The sequence below is a fragment of the Rhizobium gallicum bv. gallicum R602sp genome (genome assembly GCF_000816845.1).
GTDB lineage: Bacteria > Pseudomonadota > Alphaproteobacteria > Rhizobiales > Rhizobiaceae > Rhizobium > Rhizobium gallicum.
In genome coordinates, this window is sequence record NZ_CP006877.1 from 1,838,084 (window position 1) to 1,855,486 (window position 17,403).

The 17,403-nt window shown below is 59.1% G+C and carries 20 protein-coding genes and 1 tRNA gene; 14 read left to right on the top strand and 7 right to left on the bottom strand.

Features of this window, described 5'->3' with window-relative positions:
- Positions 1-33: 33 nt before the first annotated feature.
- Positions 34-783: a cytochrome c biogenesis CcdA family protein gene (locus RGR602_RS09160; protein ID WP_039844839.1), complete on the bottom strand. Its 750-nt coding sequence runs from the start codon at positions 781-783 to the stop codon at positions 34-36.
- Between the two features lie 194 nt (positions 784-977).
- Between RGR602_RS09160 and RGR602_RS09165 the strand changes: the two genes are divergently transcribed.
- A tRNA-Lys gene (locus RGR602_RS09165) sits at positions 978-1,053 on the top strand.
- A 225-nt stretch (positions 1,054-1,278) separates the two neighbouring features.
- Here RGR602_RS09165 and RGR602_RS38190 read toward each other — a convergent pair.
- Complete coding sequence (locus RGR602_RS38190; RefSeq protein WP_082046511.1) at positions 1,279-1,464, bottom strand: hypothetical protein; 186 nt, start codon at positions 1,462-1,464, stop codon at positions 1,279-1,281.
- A 178-nt stretch (positions 1,465-1,642) separates the two neighbouring features.
- Positions 1,643-1,825 carry a DUF3606 domain-containing protein gene (locus tag RGR602_RS09170; RefSeq protein WP_039844840.1) on the bottom strand — a complete coding sequence of 61 codons (183 nt, stop codon included), beginning with the start codon at positions 1,823-1,825 and terminating at the stop codon, positions 1,643-1,645.
- A 135-nt stretch (positions 1,826-1,960) separates the two neighbouring features.
- On the opposite strand from RGR602_RS09170, the gene RGR602_RS37025 reads away from it, so the two are divergent.
- A complete protein-coding gene (locus RGR602_RS37025) occupies positions 1,961-2,401 on the top strand; it encodes a hypothetical protein (RefSeq protein ID WP_133937784.1) in 441 nt (146 codons plus the stop codon).
- A 729-nt stretch (positions 2,402-3,130) separates the two neighbouring features.
- Here RGR602_RS37025 and RGR602_RS09180 read toward each other — a convergent pair.
- Both RGR602_RS09180 and RGR602_RS38195 read right to left on the bottom strand, forming a co-directional pair.
- Complete coding sequence (locus tag RGR602_RS09180; RefSeq protein ID WP_022715545.1) at positions 3,131-3,334, bottom strand: hypothetical protein; 204 nt, start codon at positions 3,332-3,334, stop codon at positions 3,131-3,133.
- A 220-nt stretch (positions 3,335-3,554) separates the two neighbouring features.
- Positions 3,555-3,740, bottom strand: a complete 186-nt coding sequence (locus RGR602_RS38195) for a hypothetical protein (RefSeq protein ID WP_039844841.1) — start codon at positions 3,738-3,740, stop codon at positions 3,555-3,557.
- A gap of 65 nt (positions 3,741-3,805) precedes the next feature.
- Between RGR602_RS38195 and RGR602_RS37030 the strand changes: the two genes are divergently transcribed.
- The 6 genes from RGR602_RS37030 to RGR602_RS09220 all read left to right on the top strand — a co-directional run bounded on the left by RGR602_RS37030 (position 3,806) and on the right by RGR602_RS09220 (position 9,308).
- Complete coding sequence (locus RGR602_RS37030) at positions 3,806-3,967, top strand: hypothetical protein (protein WP_170250846.1); 162 nt, start codon at positions 3,806-3,808, stop codon at positions 3,965-3,967.
- A 1,389-nt stretch (positions 3,968-5,356) separates the two neighbouring features.
- Entirely contained in the window at positions 5,357-5,566 is a 210-nt protein-coding gene (locus RGR602_RS09200; RefSeq protein ID WP_039844843.1) for a hypothetical protein, read from the top strand.
- Entirely contained in the window at positions 5,566-5,940 is a 375-nt protein-coding gene (locus RGR602_RS09205; protein ID WP_039844844.1) for a GFA family protein, read from the top strand. The genes RGR602_RS09200 and RGR602_RS09205 overlap by 1 nt, the downstream gene beginning before the upstream one ends.
- 146 nt (positions 5,941-6,086) lie before the next feature.
- Complete coding sequence (locus RGR602_RS09210; RefSeq protein WP_039844845.1) at positions 6,087-7,382, top strand: efflux RND transporter periplasmic adaptor subunit; 1,296 nt, start codon at positions 6,087-6,089, stop codon at positions 7,380-7,382.
- A gap of 11 nt (positions 7,383-7,393) precedes the next feature.
- Positions 7,394-8,110, top strand: coding sequence for an ABC transporter ATP-binding protein (locus RGR602_RS09215; protein ID WP_039844846.1), 717 nt, complete (start codon positions 7,394-7,396; stop codon positions 8,108-8,110).
- The gene (locus RGR602_RS09220) at positions 8,100-9,308 is read left to right on the top strand and encodes an ABC transporter permease (RefSeq protein ID WP_039844847.1); all 1,209 of its coding nucleotides are present in this window, start codon (positions 8,100-8,102) and stop codon (positions 9,306-9,308) included. Before RGR602_RS09215 ends, RGR602_RS09220 begins: the two co-directional genes overlap by 11 nt.
- A gap of 48 nt (positions 9,309-9,356) precedes the next feature.
- Here the strand turns inward: RGR602_RS09220 and RGR602_RS09225 are convergent, their stop codons facing one another.
- Entirely contained in the window at positions 9,357-10,250 is an 894-nt protein-coding gene (locus RGR602_RS09225; protein WP_039844848.1) for a dihydrodipicolinate synthase family protein, read from the bottom strand.
- Between the two features lie 95 nt (positions 10,251-10,345).
- On the opposite strand from RGR602_RS09225, the gene RGR602_RS09230 reads away from it, so the two are divergent.
- The gene (locus RGR602_RS09230; protein ID WP_039846749.1) at positions 10,346-10,960 is read left to right on the top strand and encodes a GntR family transcriptional regulator; all 615 of its coding nucleotides are present in this window, start codon (positions 10,346-10,348) and stop codon (positions 10,958-10,960) included.
- A gap of 46 nt (positions 10,961-11,006) precedes the next feature.
- On the opposite strand, the gene RGR602_RS09235 is transcribed toward RGR602_RS09230, so the two are convergent.
- A complete protein-coding gene (locus tag RGR602_RS09235; protein WP_039844849.1) occupies positions 11,007-11,819 on the bottom strand; it encodes a ferredoxin--NADP reductase in 813 nt (270 codons plus the stop codon).
- A 244-nt stretch (positions 11,820-12,063) separates the two neighbouring features.
- Between RGR602_RS09235 and pcsA the strand changes: the two genes are divergently transcribed.
- Genes pcsA through RGR602_RS09260 form a run of 5 tightly spaced genes read left to right on the top strand, consistent with a single transcriptional unit; the run spans position 12,064 to position 17,401 of the window.
- The gene (gene pcsA, locus RGR602_RS09240; RefSeq protein WP_039844850.1) at positions 12,064-12,792 is read left to right on the top strand and encodes a phosphatidylcholine synthase; all 729 of its coding nucleotides are present in this window, start codon (positions 12,064-12,066) and stop codon (positions 12,790-12,792) included.
- A 9-nt stretch (positions 12,793-12,801) separates the two neighbouring features.
- Positions 12,802-13,782, top strand: coding sequence for a quinone oxidoreductase family protein (locus RGR602_RS09245; RefSeq protein WP_039844851.1), 981 nt, complete (start codon positions 12,802-12,804; stop codon positions 13,780-13,782).
- A 52-nt stretch (positions 13,783-13,834) separates the two neighbouring features.
- Positions 13,835-15,400 (top strand): ABC transporter ATP-binding protein, encoded by a 1,566-nt coding sequence (locus RGR602_RS09250; protein ID WP_039844852.1) that lies wholly within the window; start codon positions 13,835-13,837, stop codon positions 15,398-15,400.
- Entirely contained in the window at positions 15,390-16,487 is a 1,098-nt protein-coding gene (locus tag RGR602_RS09255) for an ABC transporter permease (RefSeq protein ID WP_039844853.1), read from the top strand. The genes RGR602_RS09250 and RGR602_RS09255 overlap by 11 nt, the downstream gene beginning before the upstream one ends.
- Positions 16,484-17,401 (top strand): ABC transporter permease, encoded by a 918-nt coding sequence (locus RGR602_RS09260; protein WP_039844854.1) that lies wholly within the window; start codon positions 16,484-16,486, stop codon positions 17,399-17,401. The genes RGR602_RS09255 and RGR602_RS09260 overlap by 4 nt, the downstream gene beginning before the upstream one ends.
- Positions 17,402-17,403: the final 2 nt, after the last annotated feature.

A 17,403-nucleotide genomic window follows, 5' to 3' on the forward strand; every position in this document is an offset into this window, starting at 1 on the left:
TACTCTTTGCAAGGCAGGCATGATTTGCTGCCTTTAGCCAATCCGCATCAAGATCGGAAAGGTCTGCTGGAACCAGATGGCAGTATCGCTGACGAAACCGAAGATGAAGGCAAGCCCCGTGAGCACGAGGAAGCCTCCCATGATCTTTTCGATCGTGCCGAGATGGCGGCGGAAGCGCGCCAGAAAATTCATGAAGGCACCGGAAAAGCCTGCGGCGATCCAAAAGGGAATAGCGAGGCCGAGCGAATAGACGGCGAGAAGCCCCGCGCCGGAGCCGACGGTCTCGCGCGATGCTGCAACCCCCAAAATGGCACCGAGCACCGGCCCGATGCAGGGCGTCCAGCCGAAAGCGAAGGCGAGCCCCATGATATAGGCGCCGGTCAGCGTCGCCGGCTTTCCGCCGCTCTGGAAACGGGCCTCGCGGGCGAAAAGCCCGATTCGGAAGACGCCGAGGAAGTTTAGTCCCATGAGGATGATGATGAGGCCGCCGATCTTTGCCAGAAGGTCCAGATGCTGGCGCAGCAGCATTCCGATGCTGGAAGCGCCGGCGCCCAGCGCGACGAAGACCGTGGCGAACCCGAGCGTGAAGAACAGCGCCGAAAACAGCACCCCGCGGCGGACATCGGGCGCAACCGCAACAGCATTGCCGCCCCGGAACTGCTCGACGGATATCCCCGCCATGTAGCAGAGATAGGGCGGAACGAGGGGAAGCACGCAGGGGGAGAGAAAGGAGAGGGCACCCGCAAGCAGGGCGCTCAACAGGGAAATATCGGCAATCGACACGCATTCTCTCCGGCTGCAATCTGGCGGATGTTTAGCGCCGCAAACAACCGAAAGCCAATCACCTTTTCGAGCCCCGGCAAGAAATATGCCTAACGCGGCGAAAAAGGGAGATTTTTCGGTTGACCGCAATAGGTCGCCTGCATATGTTCCGCGCACTTCCGGCCGGGGCTGTTTTTGAGTTCAAGGCGTCAAGGGAGAGCGTAGCTCAGCTGGTAGAGCAACTGACTTTTAATCAGTAGGTCCCGGGTTCGAACCCCGGCGCTCTCACCAAAAATTTACCAGCGAAATCAGATTCTTACCGACACTCCTAGATGGTTTTTTGGCGAGATCATGAGGCGAAATTACCTGATTCTTACGGCGTTTACGGCACATGTGCTAAGATTGCCGGCACATGAATGGCAAACGGCACACGTTTATGCGAGGTCCTCTGAGATCCTGTCGAATGCATCTTTGTGATTCTCGCTAGGGAAGAGGGCGATCGATGACGGGACGGCCCTACCGCCACCGCGGCTCTCGTGTTGCGTTGTGCAGCAATTCGCTGGCGGACGCAAATGGTCCAAACAATTGTAGAAGTCGAGCCTCTTCTTTCTCGTTGAGCCGGCGCCGCTTGGAAAAATCCTTGACTGACCAAACACGTGTCGTGGCTCCGGTGCCGACGATATTAGGTTCAACTCGCTGCATACGCTACTCCTCCCATACAGTTGGGGAGACCTATACCAAAGTATAATTTAGAAATAAATAAAATAAGACGTGTGACGCTTTTTTTGCGTCGTTCACCCATCCGCATGGCGCTGCCTCCTCCGGCAACGTGATGATCTGCGGCCGGTTGAGCTTGCAATTAGGCTCCCTGCCGCTTTTGCTATTTGATCTTTTCTGCCGCCTTATTCGCGGCGTCACGATCTGAGCCGTGCTTCTTCACGATCTTCTCAGCCTGCTCCTTTGAGATGCCGTGCTTCTTCGCGAAGTAGCTCACCTCGTACGGTTCACCAGCCGCTACCCGGCTCCGGTCAGGTTTGCCACGCTTGCTCTTGTCGTCTGCCATTGTGGTCCTCCTTCCACTGCAGGTTCTGAACGTATGACCGAATCCAAGGTTCCCCATCGACGCAGCGGGCCAAAGTCTGGCATCGTCTTTACGATACCAGCAGAGTGAAAACCACCGCGCCAATACCAGTTGGCAATGGAGCCGCTTTGTCGTTTCTGCCTGATCACAGAAGAAGTGACCGAGGCCACGATCGTCGACCACATCAATGCTCATAAAGGCAATGGCGAACTTTTCTTCGATCAGTCGAACCTGCCGTCATTGTGCAAACATCAAGCCTCGTGTTCTTCGCTGGATACAGGGTTTGCGACGGCATTTTTGACCGCGGCTATGGTGCGGCCAGCGCCAGAAGCCGCACGGATTGCCGTAATGCAGGCCGCCAACGAATCCCTACAAAACAATATTCAGGAGCTCCAGCGTGAAGCTGGTAAGATCCTGATGCCGGAAAGCCTGTGCTTGGTGCTCCCAGCGTGCGCCGAGCAAGTCAGGCATGAAAGAAATCAAGGGCGAACGCCGTGCCTTGAATGTCATCGGCCAACTTTGCGCATGCAGGCGGTTGGATCTCGACCTCGACAATGAAGTGAAGCCTGTTCGGCACCATCAGCATACCTCCCCAATGTGCCCGCGCCGTACTTAGGTGGCGCTCGTGAAAGGCGGATCGCGTAGCAGTGCAAGGGTCATTGCACATCACAGGAGGGCTGTAGCCACGCGACCCGGTTTCTAACATTCAAGACTGTCAAATGTTCCTGGCTTGACGCGCTGTCGGCTTTGATCGGCCGGAAAGTGGTCAATCACGAGGCGTGACGGCACTTGCCGGATCGTAGTTGAAAACCTCCAGCGCCACCGGAAATGAAAACTCCCAGATAGGATCATCATATCGACGCAAGGTCTTCACTATCCGTCCATCCTTATCGGAATCCCAAAGGTCCATATTGGCGCGTTGTCGGGAAATTTGTGACAACAAGCGACGTTCCCACCGGTCCGAATGCTTCCTCGCTGCGTGTAGAATGAAGGCAATCGCCGAACCGATGAACTCGGGGCAGGTCTTTGCTGAAGTCGGACCGCTTACCCGCTTGTTGGTCGGCTGATCTATGAGGTTATGAACCTGGAACCCGACGCCGCTCCTGGGTAGGGTGTGAATCCTTGCGCTATTCGATCTGAGCGCGGACGCGAGGCTTTACGGACTGCGGCTGATGAAACATCCGACAGAAGGCGCTTCACATACGTTGCGCAGGCCGGGAAGGTGCATGACACGTTCTACGAAAGGGCAAAGTGGCGCCGGGAAGCGCCGTAGGCAGCGAACGACCATCACTCCGCAGCGAAAGGTGCTGCATAGCGGCTCGAATCTCGTTCGATAGCATCCAGAGAGTTCATCAAGTCGACAAAGTCACAGGCTTCGGCCCAAGACATGCCACTCACCTTCACGTCACCAAGCGTGGCAGGCTCCATCGTGAGCCCATCCACAACAAGCCACTTGTCATCGACTTCATGTCGAAGATTGAAACGTCGCATCGCAAAGTCTCCAAACGGTGAACCGCGGTACCATATTTTAGGAGGGATGAATATGAGAAAGTTAACCGCCGTTAACGATAAAATATCGCGATCAGCAAAGCCACCGGCGTAGCCGGTGCACACCAAGACTGGGAAAATCGGTTACAAATACAAAACGTATTCCGAGGCCGCTATCGCGCTCAAGGCCAACCAAGCGAAACGCAGCAGGACGCGCTCACGATTACCGCCACTTCGGTGCCCGTTTGGCGTTGTGCATGAGCTCGCATGCAGTCGCGAATGGACCAAACAGCTGAAGTAGTCTCGTTTCTTCTTCCTCGTCCAATCGATGTCGCGCGCAGAACTCGGTCACCGACCAGACCTTCGTTGCCATATTGGAATCTGCATTTTCCGGCTCAACGCGTTCCATGGAATCCTCCCGCTCCTAATGCGAGAACACTACTAAAGTCTAATTTAGAAGCAAATGAAATAACAATGCAGGCGGGATATTTGTTGCTCTCCAATGCCAGCCCTCGCGCGCCTCAAGCCAAGGCCGGCATGCAGGAGCACATCGCTCAGTTGCTTCGCGCGATCGAAGGCGTGGCTAACCGCATCGACGGTCTGACGAGCGGCTTGAAAGGGCGTTTGAGCGGATAACGAAACGACGCGCAGTTGACGGCGTGTTCTGGGGCATCCACGCGGTGATTAACCCTACATATTGGCCGTCTCATGACATCGTTGGTTAATGCCGACCGCCGCTTGCACAGCGGTGTCGGGAACCAGAATTTCACGGGCGCGGAAGTGGCGATCTACCTGCCTGAACCCGTGGCTGCGTTCCCATCCGGCATTGGAGCCTTCGGCACGGTCTTCGAACCTGCCGACATCGTCTCGGCCCCCGCGACAGCAATGTCATCAACTACGGCGTCGGCAACGGTCTGCACATCAATTGGGCGAACGGCACGGCTAAGGTGGCAATCTTGACCGCGTTTAAGACGTTCAGGCGATCGGATATCCAACGATATGACCGAATAGGCGTCGGGCAGATCTCAAAATAACATCACTTAGCGAAGGTTGAGGGCCGTGAAGGAACTCTACGCCAGCGCGGGTCAACGAGAAATGCATGCAGACGTCGAAGCCGGAGCTGTTTTCCTCAACTAGATCCATCTCCCAGGCCTCACTGAGACCCGGCAAATTGGTATTCATTTCCTCAGAATCGGACACCGGGTATCGGGCCCATGCCTCAACGGTCAGAAGCGCATTTCGGATTTGTGTCATGCAAGTATCGCAAGTCCCAGAAAGTTGATTAACCGAACAAGAAATACTTAAGCATACTTGAAATTTATTGTCGAGTGACTTGGAAGTGACACATGGACTATTTTTGGGGGGTGCCGGGGTAGCAAGGCGGCGAAGATGACCAGCCAGCGATCCTGTAAACAGTGCTGTTCTTCTTTTGCGTGTTCGGCTTGATCTTCTGGAAGTACTTGGACAGCAAGCTAACTGCGGAACGAAATGAGACTGAGAAGGTTGCCGAACCCCTTGCGGCACCTAGGCTGCATACGGCTGAGCACTATGTCTCCAAGCGGGGACCTCGGCAAACCACAGATCAGATCATGGACGCGATGCGGATCGGCTAAGAAGCAGCAGAATTGCTGACAGTCGGGCCCGCCTTCGAGCAGGCATTTTGCGCCTCCGGATCCGAGAACGTAATGGCGGAGACCCAGCCGCGGACCTCCTGTAGCCCGATTGCCAGGTCTCCTGCCGTAGCGGGGAGGGGTGTTCTACGGCCCGATAACGTTGATCGGCTTTCGTTGAGTCGGTCCATTTCAATGAACCGGTAAGGATAATAGCCGGTAAATATCCACCGCATGCGTCTCGATCCGAGGCATCATTAGAAGGAGTCTCCCACACCAACTGACGCCGAGTGTTTCGTTATGCGCCGCGGAGGGCTCGACGGTTCGAGCCTTTAGTCTGTCGTTTTTCGGGCTTCAGCAAGCTTCCCAACCGCCCTGAGCGCCCTAACTTCCGGGTTGTATAAAGGAGGTTGCCATGGCCGAATCTGCCAATCAGACGGTGCCGACGCGCAGAGTGTTGCGCGGCCGGCCTTACAGCATAAACGAATTCGCCCGGAAATACCGTTTGGATGAAAAGGAGGCCAAGCGGCTCTATGAAAAATTCGGACCGTCGGCGACCGAGCTCGATCTCCTGATGGCCGCCAAGCGCAAGCCGCCGAGGCTGCCGCTGGATTTCGACGCCTGATGAGAATGCGCACTGGGGGCTGCCTTTGCGGCGCCGTCAGATATGAAGTGAAGGGCGAGCCGCTTCGTGCCGGGCTATGCCACTGTGCGGACTGCCGGAAAGAGAGCGGCTCGGCCTTCGTCACGTTCGCCGTATGGCCGCTCGCGGCATTCGAGCATTCCGGTTCGGTCGCGACATATGAAGGCCGCAGCTTCTGTCCGGCGTGCGGCGGTCGGCTGTTTTGTCTTACCGAGAAGGAGGCGGAGCTCCGACTTGGATCTCTCGATGATGCGCCGATGGAAATCGAGCCGCTCTACGAGGTGTGGATCAAACGCCGCGAAAGCTGGCTGCATCCGCTGCAGGGGAGCGACCAGTATCAGGAAGATGCCGGCTAAAGCGGACTTTTCATTACCAAGATTTAATTGCACTTTTTCGTCATTCCGTGCGAATGCGCCTCTAACGCTAATTTCCGGTTCATCTTCGCTATGACTATTTGGATGGTAAACGGAGCAGGCGCTTCTAATGTTGACTTGAGGGTCTTATGGACGATTCCGGAAGCGGCAGGAAGGCTGCAGCAGCCAATACCGATCTTGCTGCCGTCCTAGCGGCCTCCGCCAAGCGCGGCAAAGGCCGCCGCTGGCGCGGCCGCCTTATCGCCGCTGCAGCATTGATCGCGGTCGCCGGGACCGGTGCCTATTTTTACAACGGCCGCGGCGGCAACGGATACAGCTATGTGACGCAGCCGGCAAAGCGCGGCGACCTGACAGTTCTCGTGACGGCGACGGGCTCGGTGCAGCCGACGGAGCAGGTCGACATATCGAGCGAACTTTCCGGCACCGTGCGCGACGTCAATGTCGACTACAACAGCGAGGTCAAATCCGGCGAGGTGCTGGCAGTTCTCGATACGAACAAGCTGGAGGCCGATGTGAAGAGCTCGCGCGCGAAACTCGATTCGGCCAAGGCGAATGTGCTGAAGGCGAATGCCGATCTGCTGTCGGCGCAGGTTTCGCTGGAACGCTTGAGGAGCCTCGTCAAAGGCAGCGTCTCGACGCAGCAAAGCCTTGACGATGCGACCTACAAATACGAGTCCGCCGCAGCCACGAAGCAGATCAACGAGGCGGAAGTGCTCTCTGCCGAGGCCGACCTGCGGCTCGCCGAGGTCAACCTTGCAAAGGCCAGGATCGTTTCGCCGGTTGACGGCGTTATCCTGACGCGCTCTGTCGATCCGGGTGCCACCGTCGCCGCGTCTCTTTCGGCGCCGGTTCTCTTCACCATCGCCGGCGATCTCAGGAAGATGGAACTGCAGGTCGATGTGGACGAGGCCGATGTCGGCCAGATTGGCGTCGGGCAGAAGGCGACCTTCACGGTCGACGCCTATCCGAACAAGTCCTTTCCCGCCGAGATCGAGCAGATCCGCTTCGCCTCCGAGACGACCAACAATGTCGTCACCTACAAGGCCGTGCTTTCGGTCGACAACGCTGATCTCCTCTTGCGCCCGGGTATGACGGCAACGGCGGATATCACCGTCGAGGCCGTCAAGGATACCCTGATGGTGCCGAACGCCGCGTTGCGCTATGCACCGCCAGAAGCCGAATCGCGCGGCAGCCGCGGCATCTTCGGTCTTTTCCGCCCGCCGCGTATGGGGCCTCGCTCCGGCGGCAACCGCAGTGAAGCGCTCACCGGCGCCAAACGGCGCGTGTGGGTGTTGCGCGAGGGCCGCCAGGTGCCCCTCGTCATCCAGGTTGGTTCCTCGGACGGTCAGTTGACACAGGTCACGGCCGGTGAACTCAAGGAAGGCGATGCGCTTGTGACCGACGCGACGACACGGACGCAATAGGCGGGCGAACGATGACCAGTCCGCCGCTTCTCGAATTCAGGCAGGTATCGAAGATCTATGGTCACGGCGAGGCGGCGATCCGCGCGCTCGACCATGTCGATCTCCGGATCGGCGCCCATGAATTCGTTGCGATCATGGGGCCGTCGGGGTCAGGCAAGTCGACGGCAATGAATCTCCTCGGCTGCCTCGATGTTCCGAGCGCCGGCGACTACGTCTTCCAGGGCATTTCCACGAGCGGTTTCGGTCGCAGTCAGCTGACGCTGCTGAGACGCCATATGCTGGGCTTCGTTTTCCAGGGGTTCAATCTTCTCGCGCGGACATCGGCGGTCGAGAATGTAGAGTTGCCGCTGATCTACCGCGGTGTCGCAGCGGGCGAGCGCCACCGGCGCGCCAAGGAAGCGCTCGGCTTGGTCGGACTGACGGGGCGCGAGCACCATAAGACGCAGGAGCTTTCCGGTGGCCAACAGCAGCGCGTGGCAATCGCGCGCGCGATCGTCACCGAACCAGCCCTGCTGCTTGCCGACGAGCCGACCGGCAATCTCGACACGAAAACCAGCGCCGAGATCATGGATCTGATGACGCGGCTGAACCGGGAGCAGGGCATCACCATCGTCATGGTCACGCATGAACCCGACATTGCGGCCTATGCAGAGCGCATCCTCCGTTTCGTTGATGGAAAGCTCGAAGCCGAGGTCGCGCATCAGGGCGAGGCGGATCATGTTTCTTGAAACACTGAAACTCGCGCTGCGCGCCATTAGCCGCAACATCCTGCGTTCCTTCCTCACCGTGCTCGGCGTCGTCATCGGCGTTGCCGCCGTCATAGCCTTGGTGACGATCGGCAACGGCACCACAGAGCAGGTCTCCGCAGAGCTCTCGCGGCTCGGGACCAACATGCTCTTCGTGCGTCCCGGCCAGTTCGGTCCGGGGCGCGCGAGCTCCGAGGCGAGACGGTTCACCGTTAAGGACGTCGATGCGATCCGCGATCAGCTAACTGGCCTACGAGCAGTCGCGCCACTCAACCAGACGACGGCGACGGCGATCTACGGTGGCCAGAGTCATTCGACTACCGTCATGGGCACGACCAACGACTATTTTATCGCGCAGGACTGGGACATTGCTCTCGGCCGCACCTTCGAGGCGGCCGAAGAGCGCGGCCGCGCCCGCTGCATCCTCGGCGAGACGGTCCGATCGCAGCTTTTCGGCGCGGCCAGTCCGACAGGGCAGCAGATTCGCGTGGGCAAGGTGTCCTGCGGCGTCATCGGCGTGCTGGCGAAGCGCGGGCAATCGGGCATGGGCACTGACCAGGACGATGTCGTGATCATGCCCGTGAAGATCTATCAGCGCCGGATCGGCGGCAGGGCCAACGCCAATGTCCAGATGATCGTCATTTCGGCCCGCGATGGCGTTTCGACCTCCAAGATTCAGACGGAGACCGAGAACCTGCTGCGCGAGCGCCGCAAGATCGTTCCGGGCCGCGAAGACGATTTCAACGTCAACGACATGACGCAGATCGCCGAAGCCATGACGGGTACGACGACATTGCTTACGGGATTGCTTGGCGCTGTCGCCGCAATCAGCCTTCTGGTCGGCGGGATCGGCATCATGAACATCATGCTAGTGTCGGTCACTGAACGCACACGGGAGATCGGCATCCGGCTTGCGATCGGCGCATTGGAGACGCAGGTACTGTTGCAGTTTCTGGTCGAGGCGGTTGCGCTGTCGCTCTTCGGCGGCATCACGGGCATCGTATTCGGATTAGGCATCGGCTTCACCGCCGTGACGCTCTTGAAGGTTCCCTTCGTCGTCAGCCCGCTGATGATCGCCGTCGCCTTCGTCTTCTCGGCCGCAATCGGCATGATCTTCGGCTATTTCCCGGCGCGAAGGGCCGCGCAGCTCAATCCGATCGAGGCCTTACGGCACGAATGAACAAGGCCGGGCGATGCCCGGCCTTGGAACACTCCGTGTGCCGATTGATCAGAACTTCGGCAGTTCCGGGCGGTTTGAAAGCGCCTTTTCAATCACGCCAACGACGCGCAGGCGCTGTTCGCCGCAGAGCGGCAGGCGAGGGGCGCGGACGCGGTCGTTCGACTGAATGGCGTAGACTTCCGCAAGCTTGATGTTCTGGACGAGGAAGGTCGAGACGTCCAGGTCGAGCAGCGGCCGGAACCAGCGGTAGATGGCGCGCGCTTCATCGAGGCGGCCCGCCTGGACGAGCTTATAGATTGCGACCGTTTCCTTCGGGAAGGCGACGACGAGACCGGCGACCCAGCCGTGCGCCCCCATCAAGAGACTTTCGAGCGCCAGGTTGTCGACGCCGGTAAACACATCGAAGCGTTCGCCGAAGGCATTGAAGACGTCCGTCACGCGGCGGATATCGTCGGTCGATTCCTTCATGGCGACGACGAGATCGTTCTTCGCCAGCTCTTCGAACATCGGGATCGTGACGTCTACGCCATAGGCGATAGGATTGTTGTAGACCATGATCGGCAGGCCACCGGCCGCGGCAATCGTCTGGACATGCGTCAGCGTCTCTTCCGGAGCGGATTTGTAAGGTACGCCTGGCAAGACCATGAAGCCGCTCGCACCGGCCTTTGCTGCGGCCTTGGCTGCAGCGGCGCCACGCTTTGTCGAGCTTTCGCAAACCGTCATTAGGACTGGCCTCGAACCCGCAGCCGAGCGCGCGACATTCAGGATCTCCAGCTTTTCTTCCGGCTCGAGCGTCATGTTCTCGCCGAGCGAGCCGCAGACGATGATGCCATCGACACCTGCATCGGCCTGGAGCCCGAAGCAGCGTTCCATTTCGGCAAGATCTAGCTCGCCGCTCTCAGTGAATTTCGTCGTTACTGCAGGAAATACGCCGCGCCACATGTTCGTCTCCTTAACTCTGATATATCACAGTAGCTTGCCATCTGATTTGCGTCGTGTCAATATCTGATATATCAGGATGAAGTATGGACTATCGAATGCAGAGTTCACAGAGCCATCTAGCCTATCTCGCACTTGAACACGCGATTGTGACGCTGGTGTTGAAGCCGGGCGCGCTGGTGACCGAAAAGCAGCTGATCGATATTGCCGGTCACGGCCGTACGCCGGTGCGCGAAGCGATACAGAAGCTTGCCTGGCAGGGGCTCGTCATCGTCAGGCCGCGGGTCGGGCTGCAGGTGGCGGAGATCAAACCGGACGACCATGCCAATGTCATGCAGGTGCGCAGGGAACTGGAGCCTATTGCTGCGTCGCTGGTCGCGAAGCATGCGACGGACGAGCAGCGGCGGGCGCTGATAGACTGCGCCCGCACAATGACCAATTGCGCGGTCAATGGCGATCTTGCCGCCTTCTTCGCTGCCGACAAGGCATTCGACGAGCTACTCGAAGAGGCTTGCCCGAATACATACATCACCGCGTCGCTCGGACCTGTGCAGACACATTCACGCCGTCTTTGGTATTCGATGGCCACTCCGGAGCGGATGGACCGCTCGATCAAGCTGCACGTCACGGTTATTCGCGCCATCCAGCAGGGCAAGGTAGAAGAATCGCGGCAGGCAATGGCGGCCTTGATCGACTATCTCAGCCACAAATGAAAACGGCCCCGTCTCCGGAGCCGTTCAATCAATAATCCAAAAACCGTCAACCGACGAAGGCGCGTTCGATGACGAACTCGGCCGGCTTGCTGTTGGCGCCTTCTTCAAAGCCTGCCTTTTCGAGCAATTCCTTAGTGTCCTTCAACATGGCGGACGAGCCGCAGATCATGCCGCGGTCGATTGCCGGGTCGAGCGGCGGAACGCCAAGATCGGTAAAGAGCTTGCCGGAGGAGATCAGGTCGGTGATGCGACCGCGATATTCGAAATCCTCGCGGGTGACCGTCGCATAGTGACGCAGTTTGTCGCCGACGATCTCGCTCAGCAGTTCGTCGTTCCGGATCTCTTCTATCAGATCGAAGCCGTATTTCAGTTCCGCGACCTCGCGCGTCGTGTGGGTGAGGATCACTTCCTCGTACTTCTCGTAGGTATCGGGGTCGCGGATGAGGCTTGCGAAGGGCGCGATGCCCGTTCCGGTCGAGAACATGTAAAGCCGCTTGCCGGGCGTCAACGCGTCAAGCACCAGCGTACCCGTCGGCTTCTTGCGCATCAGAACCTGGTCGCCCGGCTTGATGTCCTGGAGATGCGATGTGAGCGGGCCGTCCGGCACCTTGATCGAGAAGAATTCGAGTTCTTCGGCCCAGGCGGGGCTTGCAATGGAGTACGCACGAAAAATCGGCTTGCCATCGACCATGAGGCCGATCATCGCGAACTCGCCGGAACGGAAACGGAAACCCTGCGGTCGGGTCATGGTGAAGCGGAAGAGCCGGTCCGTATATTGCGTGACGCTCAGCACCGTTTCGGCATAGACATTTGCCGGAACGGCGGAGGCGAAATCTTCGGTCTTTGCTGGAGCGTTCATTCGGTATCGGATCCCGTATTCGTCGCATGATAGGTCTGATGCGAGGCAGATATTACAAATATGCCGGAAATTAAAGGCATTCCATTCTCTGCGACGCTATCAGTAGGAAATATGCGTATCATTGTCATGTATCAATGCCTGCATGATCTTGTTGCTTTTGCGCTGGCGAAGCGGGGCAAAGGATGCATATTAAGGCCAAAACGCTGCCCACAGGTTCAAGCGGCGGCAGGCGGTACGGGGGAACATGAAGATTTTCAACTACAAGCGCGTTCCTTATGCAGAGATACGCGCCTTTTCCGTCCATATTTTGACGGCGTCCGGCTCTTTCCTCGCATTTCTGGGCGTGGTCGCCGCCGCCGAACACCGCTTCATCGACATGTTCTGGTGGTTGGGCCTTGCTCTGCTCGTCGACGGCATCGACGGTCCCATCGCCCGTAAGGTGCGGGTGAAGGAGGTGCTGCCCAACTGGTCGGGCGACACGCTCGACAATATCATCGATTATGTAACCTACGTGCTTTTGCCGGCTTTCGCACTATACCAGAGCGGCATGATCGGTGAACCCTGGTCTTTTGCCGCCGCCGGCATGATTGTCGTGTCGAGCGCCATCTATTATGCCGATATGGGAATGAAGACCGAGGAGTATTTCTTCTCCGGTTTCCCTGTCGTCTGGAATATGATCGTCTTTACGCTCTTCGTCATCGACGCAAGCGCTGCGACCGCCCTGACGGTGGTGATCGTCTCGGTGATCCTTACCTTCCTGCCAATCAATTTCCTGCATCCGGTGCGCGTCCAGCGTCTGCGGTTCATCAATCTCGGCGTTTTCTTCTTCTGGTCGGCGCTCGGCATGTTTTCACTGCTCATGCACTTCAGCATGCCGCAATGGGCCATTATTCTCTTCGTGATCAGCGGTATCTATCTTTATTGCATCGGCGCCGTACTGCAGTTCTTCCCGGCGCTGGGACGTAGCGAATAGGAGGCGGTTATGACAAAGACGCAGGCGATTGCTTTCAGCCGCAATGGCGGTCCTGAAGTTCTTGAGTATGTCGATGTCGATTTGCCGCCGCCATCCGCCGACGAGATCCAGATCAGGCACGCTGCCATCGGGCTCAATTTCATCGACGTGTATTTCCGCGATGGAACTTATAAGGCGGCGCATCTGCCGTTCATCGCCGGGAAGGAAGCGGCAGGCACCGTGACGGCGATCGGACCTGGCGTCAACGGTTTCGCAGTCGGTGACCGGGTTGCCTATGCCGGTGCCGACGGCGCCTACAGCGTCGAGCGGAATGTCGAGGCCAAGCACCTCGTCAAGGTGCCCGACGCGATCAGCCTGGAAACAGCAGCCGCGATGATGCTGAAGGGCATGACCGCCGAATATCTGCTGAACCGAACATTCAAGGTCGGTCCTGAAACGGTTCTGCTTTTCCATGCTGCCGCCGGCGGCGTCGGCCTCATCGCAGGGCAATGGGCAAAGGCGCTGGGCGCTACCGTGATCGGTACCGCCGGCTCGCAAGACAAGGTGAAGCTCGCGCTCGAGCATGGCTACGATTACGTCATCAACTACAGGACGGAAAACTTCCTCGACCGCGTTCGTGAGCTCACCGGCGGCAAAGGCGTGGACGTCGTCTACGACTCGATCGGCCGTGATACATTCCCGCAATCGCTCGACTGCCTGAAGCCGCGCGGCATGTTTGTCTCCTTCGGTCAATCCTCTGGCGCTATTGAGAATTTCACGATGGCGATGCTGGCGCAGCGGGGCTCGCTATATGCAACGAGGCCGACGCTTTTCACCTACATTGCCACACGCGATGAACTGACCGCCTGTGCAAACGCGCTATTTGATATTGTGCTAAGCAGCAAAGTGCGTATCAATATCAACCAAACCTATCCGTTGCGTGAGGTGGGACGAGCTCACACGGATCTAGAAACAAGAAGAACTACGGGAACTACGCTGCTGATCCCATAAACGATCCGGAACGGACAGGTCGGCAGAGGGAAATGAGGGGAACGTGTCGTCATTGAATGCGCTGCCGTCCGGTGCGTTACTGTCGGTCCAGAAACTGACGAAGCTCTTCGGTAGCTTTACCGCCTGCAACGAAATCGACCTCGATATCGCTCCGGGCGAGATCCACGCGCTTCTCGGAGAGAACGGCGCAGGCAAGTCCACGTTGGTGAAGATGCTGTTCGGCGTTTTGGAGCCGACGGCCGGCGATATCCTCTGGGAGGGAAAGCCGGTTGCGGTTGGCGCACCTGGAGAAGCCCGCAAGCTCGGCATCGGCATGGTCTTCCAGCATTTTTCGCTTTTCGAAGCCCTGACGGTCGCCGAAAACATTGCGCTCTCCCTCGATGACAAGATTCCGATCGGCCGGATCGCCGAAGAGGCGAGGGCATTGTCGCGCGCTTACGGGCTGCCGCTCGATCCGCACGCCCATGTGGCCGACCTTTCCGTCGGGGAGCGTCAGCGCATCGAAATCGTCCGCGCATTGCTGCAAAATCCGAAGCTGATAATCCTCGACGAGCCGACCTCGGTTCTGACGCCCCAGGAGGCCGACAAACTCTTCGAAACGCTCTTCAAGCTGAAGGCGGAGGGCCGTTCTGTGCTCTATATCAGCCATCGCCTCGAGGAGGTGCAGCGCATTTGCGATCGCGCAACCGTGCTTCGCCACGGCAGGGTTACCGGCGCCTGCGATCCGAAGCGGGAGACTCCCGGTTCCCTCGCCAGAATGATGGTCGGCTCCCACGTGCCGAGGGTGAGCCATCCCGATCGCGGCAAAGTGGGGGACGTTCAACTTGCAGTAACGAGCCTTTCGGTCGCTCCGCGCACGCCCTTTGCCACACCGCTCAGGGATGTGTCGCTTGCGGTCCGCTCCGGCGAAATCCTGGCGATTGCCGGTGTCGCCGGTAACGGGCAGGGCGAGCTTTTCGACGCATTGTCCGGCGAATATCCGGTGGCGCGGCCTGAGGCGATCATGATCCGCAGGAAGCCTGTCGGCACGCAGGGCATCACCGCCCGCCGCCTGCTCGGTGCGGGCTTCGTCCCGGAAGAGCGCCACGGCCACGCCGCAGTTTCGGCCATGAAGCTTTCGGATAATGTGGTGCTCGCGCGCAGCCAGTCGGACCGCAAGGCGTTTCTTGGCGGTGGCTTTCTCAAGATCATCCGGCGCGGAGCGGTGAGGAGTGCGGCAAAACGCATTTCGGAAAACATGGACGTCCGCAGGAGTGGTGAGGATCCCGCCGCAGGGGCGTTGTCGGGCGGCAATCTCCAGAAGTTCATCGTCGGCCGGGAGCTCGACCGCCAGCCGGGGGTCCTCGTCGTCAATCAGCCGACCTGGGGCGTCGACGCGGGGGCTGCGAGCCACATTCGTCAGGCGCTCGTCGATCTCGCACGCGCCGGCTCTGCCGTCGTCGTCATCAGTCAGGACCTCGATGAGATATTCGAAGTCGCAACCGATATTGCCGTCATCTCGGAAGGGCGTCTTTCGCCGCCGTTCCCGGCCGGTGAACTGACCCGCGAGCAGATCGGCATCCTGATGGGCGGTCTGCATGAAAGCGGGCCTGCCGCGGAGACCGGCGATGCGCATTGAACTCGAAAAACGGCCACAGGTCTCGAAACTCTTCGGGTTCGTTTCGCCGCTCCTGGCACTGGTGCTGACGCTGGTTGCAGGCAGCATCATGTTCGCTCTGCTCGGCAAGGATCCAGTCGGGGCACTAAACGCCTTCTTCGTCGAACCCTTGCTCGAAATCTGGTCGCTGCACGAACTGGCGATCAAGGCCGCGCCGCTCATCCTGATCGCAGTCGGCCTTTCGGTTTGCTATCGCTCGAACAACTGGAACATTGGTGCCGAAGGCCAGTTCACCATCGGTGCGATCGCAGGCTCGATCCTGCCGATCGTCTTCTACGACTGGCATTCGCCCCTCGTGCTGCCGCTGATGCTGATCATGGGCGCCATCGGCGGCGCGCTCTTCGCCGCCATCCCGGCACTCTTGAAGGCGCATTTCAATACCAATGAAATCCTGACCTCGCTGATGCTGGTCTATATCGCCCAGCTTTTCCTCGATTGGCTGATCCGTGGTGCCTGGCGCGATCCGAAGGGCTTCAATTTTCCCGTTTCGCGCGACTTTGCTCCGGAGGCGGTCCTTCCGGCTATCTGGGAAGAGTCGGGACGCGCGCACTGGGCCTTCATTTTTGCGATCCTCGCGGCGATCCTCGTCTGGTTTATGATGCGCTATACGCTGAAGGGCTTCGAGGTCGTCGTGCTCGGCCAGTCCGAGCGGGCAGGGCGCTTTGCGGGCTTCTCCTCGAGGCGGATGATCTGGTTCAGCTTTCTGTTGTCCGGCGCGCTTGCCGGTCTCGCCGGCATTTCCGAAGTGTCTGGTTCGATCGGCCACCTGCAGCCGGCCATTTCGCCGGGTTACGGCTTCACGGCGATCATCGTCGCCTTTCTCGGACGCCTCAATCCCCTCGGCATCACTGCCTCCGGCTTAGTGCTGGCGCTTACCTATCTCGGCGGCGAGGCGGCACAGCTCTCGATCGGGGTGTCCGACAAGGTGACGCGCGTCTTCCAGGGGCTCCTGCTATTTTTCGTGCTCTCTTGCGACACGCTGATCTTCTACAGGATCAGGATCGTCTGGTCGCGAGTGCAGGTAGTCACCGGGAAGGTGGCGCAATGATCTTCGAAGCCATCCTGCTGACCGTCATCACGGCCGCCACGCCCCTCGTGATCGCTGCATTCGGCGAACTTGTGACGGAGCGCGCCGGAGTCTTGAACCTGGGCGTTGAGGGTATGATGATCATGGGCGCCGTCGGCGCCTTTGCCGCTGCCCAGGCCACCGGATCGCCTTATATCGGCCTGCTGGCCGGTATCGCGACCGGCGCAGTGTTCTCGCTTCTCTTCGGCTTCCTGACGCTGACGCTGGTAACCAATCAGGTCGCGACCGGCCTTGCGCTGACGATCCTCGGGCTTGGGGCCTCCGGGATGCTCGGCGAGAGCTATGTCGGCATCCCCGGTATCAAGGTTCCGCAGATCTACATTCCGTATCTTTCCGACATTCCCTTCATCGGACCGGTTCTTTTTCATCAGGATCTGGTTTTCTACCTGTCCATCGCGCTCGTCATCGGCATCAACTGGTTCCTCTTCAAAAGCCGCCGGGGCCTGAAGTTGCGGGCGATCGGCGACAATCACAGTTCGGCACACGCGCTCGGGATTGATGTCATTCGTACCCGCTACCTGGCGGTCATGTTCGGCGGCGCCTGTGCCGGGCTTGCCGGGGCGCAGCTTTCGCTCGTCTATACGCCGCAGTGGGTGGAGAACATGGCGGCGGGGCGCGGCTGGATCGCGCTTGCGCTCGTCGTCTTTGCGTCTTGGCGGCCGTGGCGGGTGCTTGCGGGAGGCTATCTATTCGGTGCGGTCTCGATCGGCCAGCTTCACGCGCAGGCCTTTGGGATCGGCATTCCGTCGCAGTTTCTTTCGATGCTGCCTTATGCCGCGACTATTGTCGTTCTCATCATCATTTCTCATAATCGGCGCACGACGTTGATCAACACGCCGGCATCGCTTGGCAAGGCCTTCGTGCCTGACCGGTGACG

Excerpts from the sequence above, each read along its gene's own strand:
- RGR602_RS38190 (WP_082046511.1), bottom strand. The coding sequence starts at position 1,464 with ATGCAGCGAGTTGAACCTAATATCGTCGGCACCGGAGCCACGACACGT.
- RGR602_RS09170 (WP_039844840.1), bottom strand. The coding sequence starts at position 1,825 with ATGGCAGACGACAAGAGCAAGCGTGGCAAACCTGACCGGAGCCGGGTA.
- RGR602_RS37025 (WP_133937784.1), top strand. The coding sequence starts at position 1,961 with ATGGAGCCGCTTTGTCGTTTCTGCCTGATCACAGAAGAAGTGACCGAG.
- RGR602_RS09180 (WP_022715545.1), bottom strand. The coding sequence starts at position 3,334 with ATGCGACGTTTCAATCTTCGACATGAAGTCGATGACAAGTGGCTTGTT.
- RGR602_RS38195 (WP_039844841.1), bottom strand. The coding sequence starts at position 3,740 with ATGGAACGCGTTGAGCCGGAAAATGCAGATTCCAATATGGCAACGAAG.
- RGR602_RS37030 (WP_170250846.1), top strand. The coding sequence starts at position 3,806 with ATGCAGGCGGGATATTTGTTGCTCTCCAATGCCAGCCCTCGCGCGCCT.
- RGR602_RS09200 (WP_039844843.1), top strand. The coding sequence starts at position 5,357 with ATGGCCGAATCTGCCAATCAGACGGTGCCGACGCGCAGAGTGTTGCGC.
- RGR602_RS09205 (WP_039844844.1), top strand. The coding sequence starts at position 5,566 with ATGAGAATGCGCACTGGGGGCTGCCTTTGCGGCGCCGTCAGATATGAA.
- RGR602_RS09210 (WP_039844845.1), top strand. The coding sequence starts at position 6,087 with ATGGACGATTCCGGAAGCGGCAGGAAGGCTGCAGCAGCCAATACCGAT.
- RGR602_RS09215 (WP_039844846.1), top strand. The coding sequence starts at position 7,394 with ATGACCAGTCCGCCGCTTCTCGAATTCAGGCAGGTATCGAAGATCTAT.
- RGR602_RS09220 (WP_039844847.1), top strand. The coding sequence starts at position 8,100 with ATGTTTCTTGAAACACTGAAACTCGCGCTGCGCGCCATTAGCCGCAAC.
- RGR602_RS09225 (WP_039844848.1), bottom strand. The coding sequence starts at position 10,250 with ATGTGGCGCGGCGTATTTCCTGCAGTAACGACGAAATTCACTGAGAGC.
- RGR602_RS09230 (WP_039846749.1), top strand. The coding sequence starts at position 10,346 with ATGCAGAGTTCACAGAGCCATCTAGCCTATCTCGCACTTGAACACGCG.
- RGR602_RS09235 (WP_039844849.1), bottom strand. The coding sequence starts at position 11,819 with ATGAACGCTCCAGCAAAGACCGAAGATTTCGCCTCCGCCGTTCCGGCA.
- pcsA (WP_039844850.1), top strand. The coding sequence starts at position 12,064 with ATGAAGATTTTCAACTACAAGCGCGTTCCTTATGCAGAGATACGCGCC.
- RGR602_RS09245 (WP_039844851.1), top strand. The coding sequence starts at position 12,802 with ATGACAAAGACGCAGGCGATTGCTTTCAGCCGCAATGGCGGTCCTGAA.
- RGR602_RS09255 (WP_039844853.1), top strand. The coding sequence starts at position 15,390 with ATGCGCATTGAACTCGAAAAACGGCCACAGGTCTCGAAACTCTTCGGG.
- RGR602_RS09260 (WP_039844854.1), top strand. The coding sequence starts at position 16,484 with ATGATCTTCGAAGCCATCCTGCTGACCGTCATCACGGCCGCCACGCCC.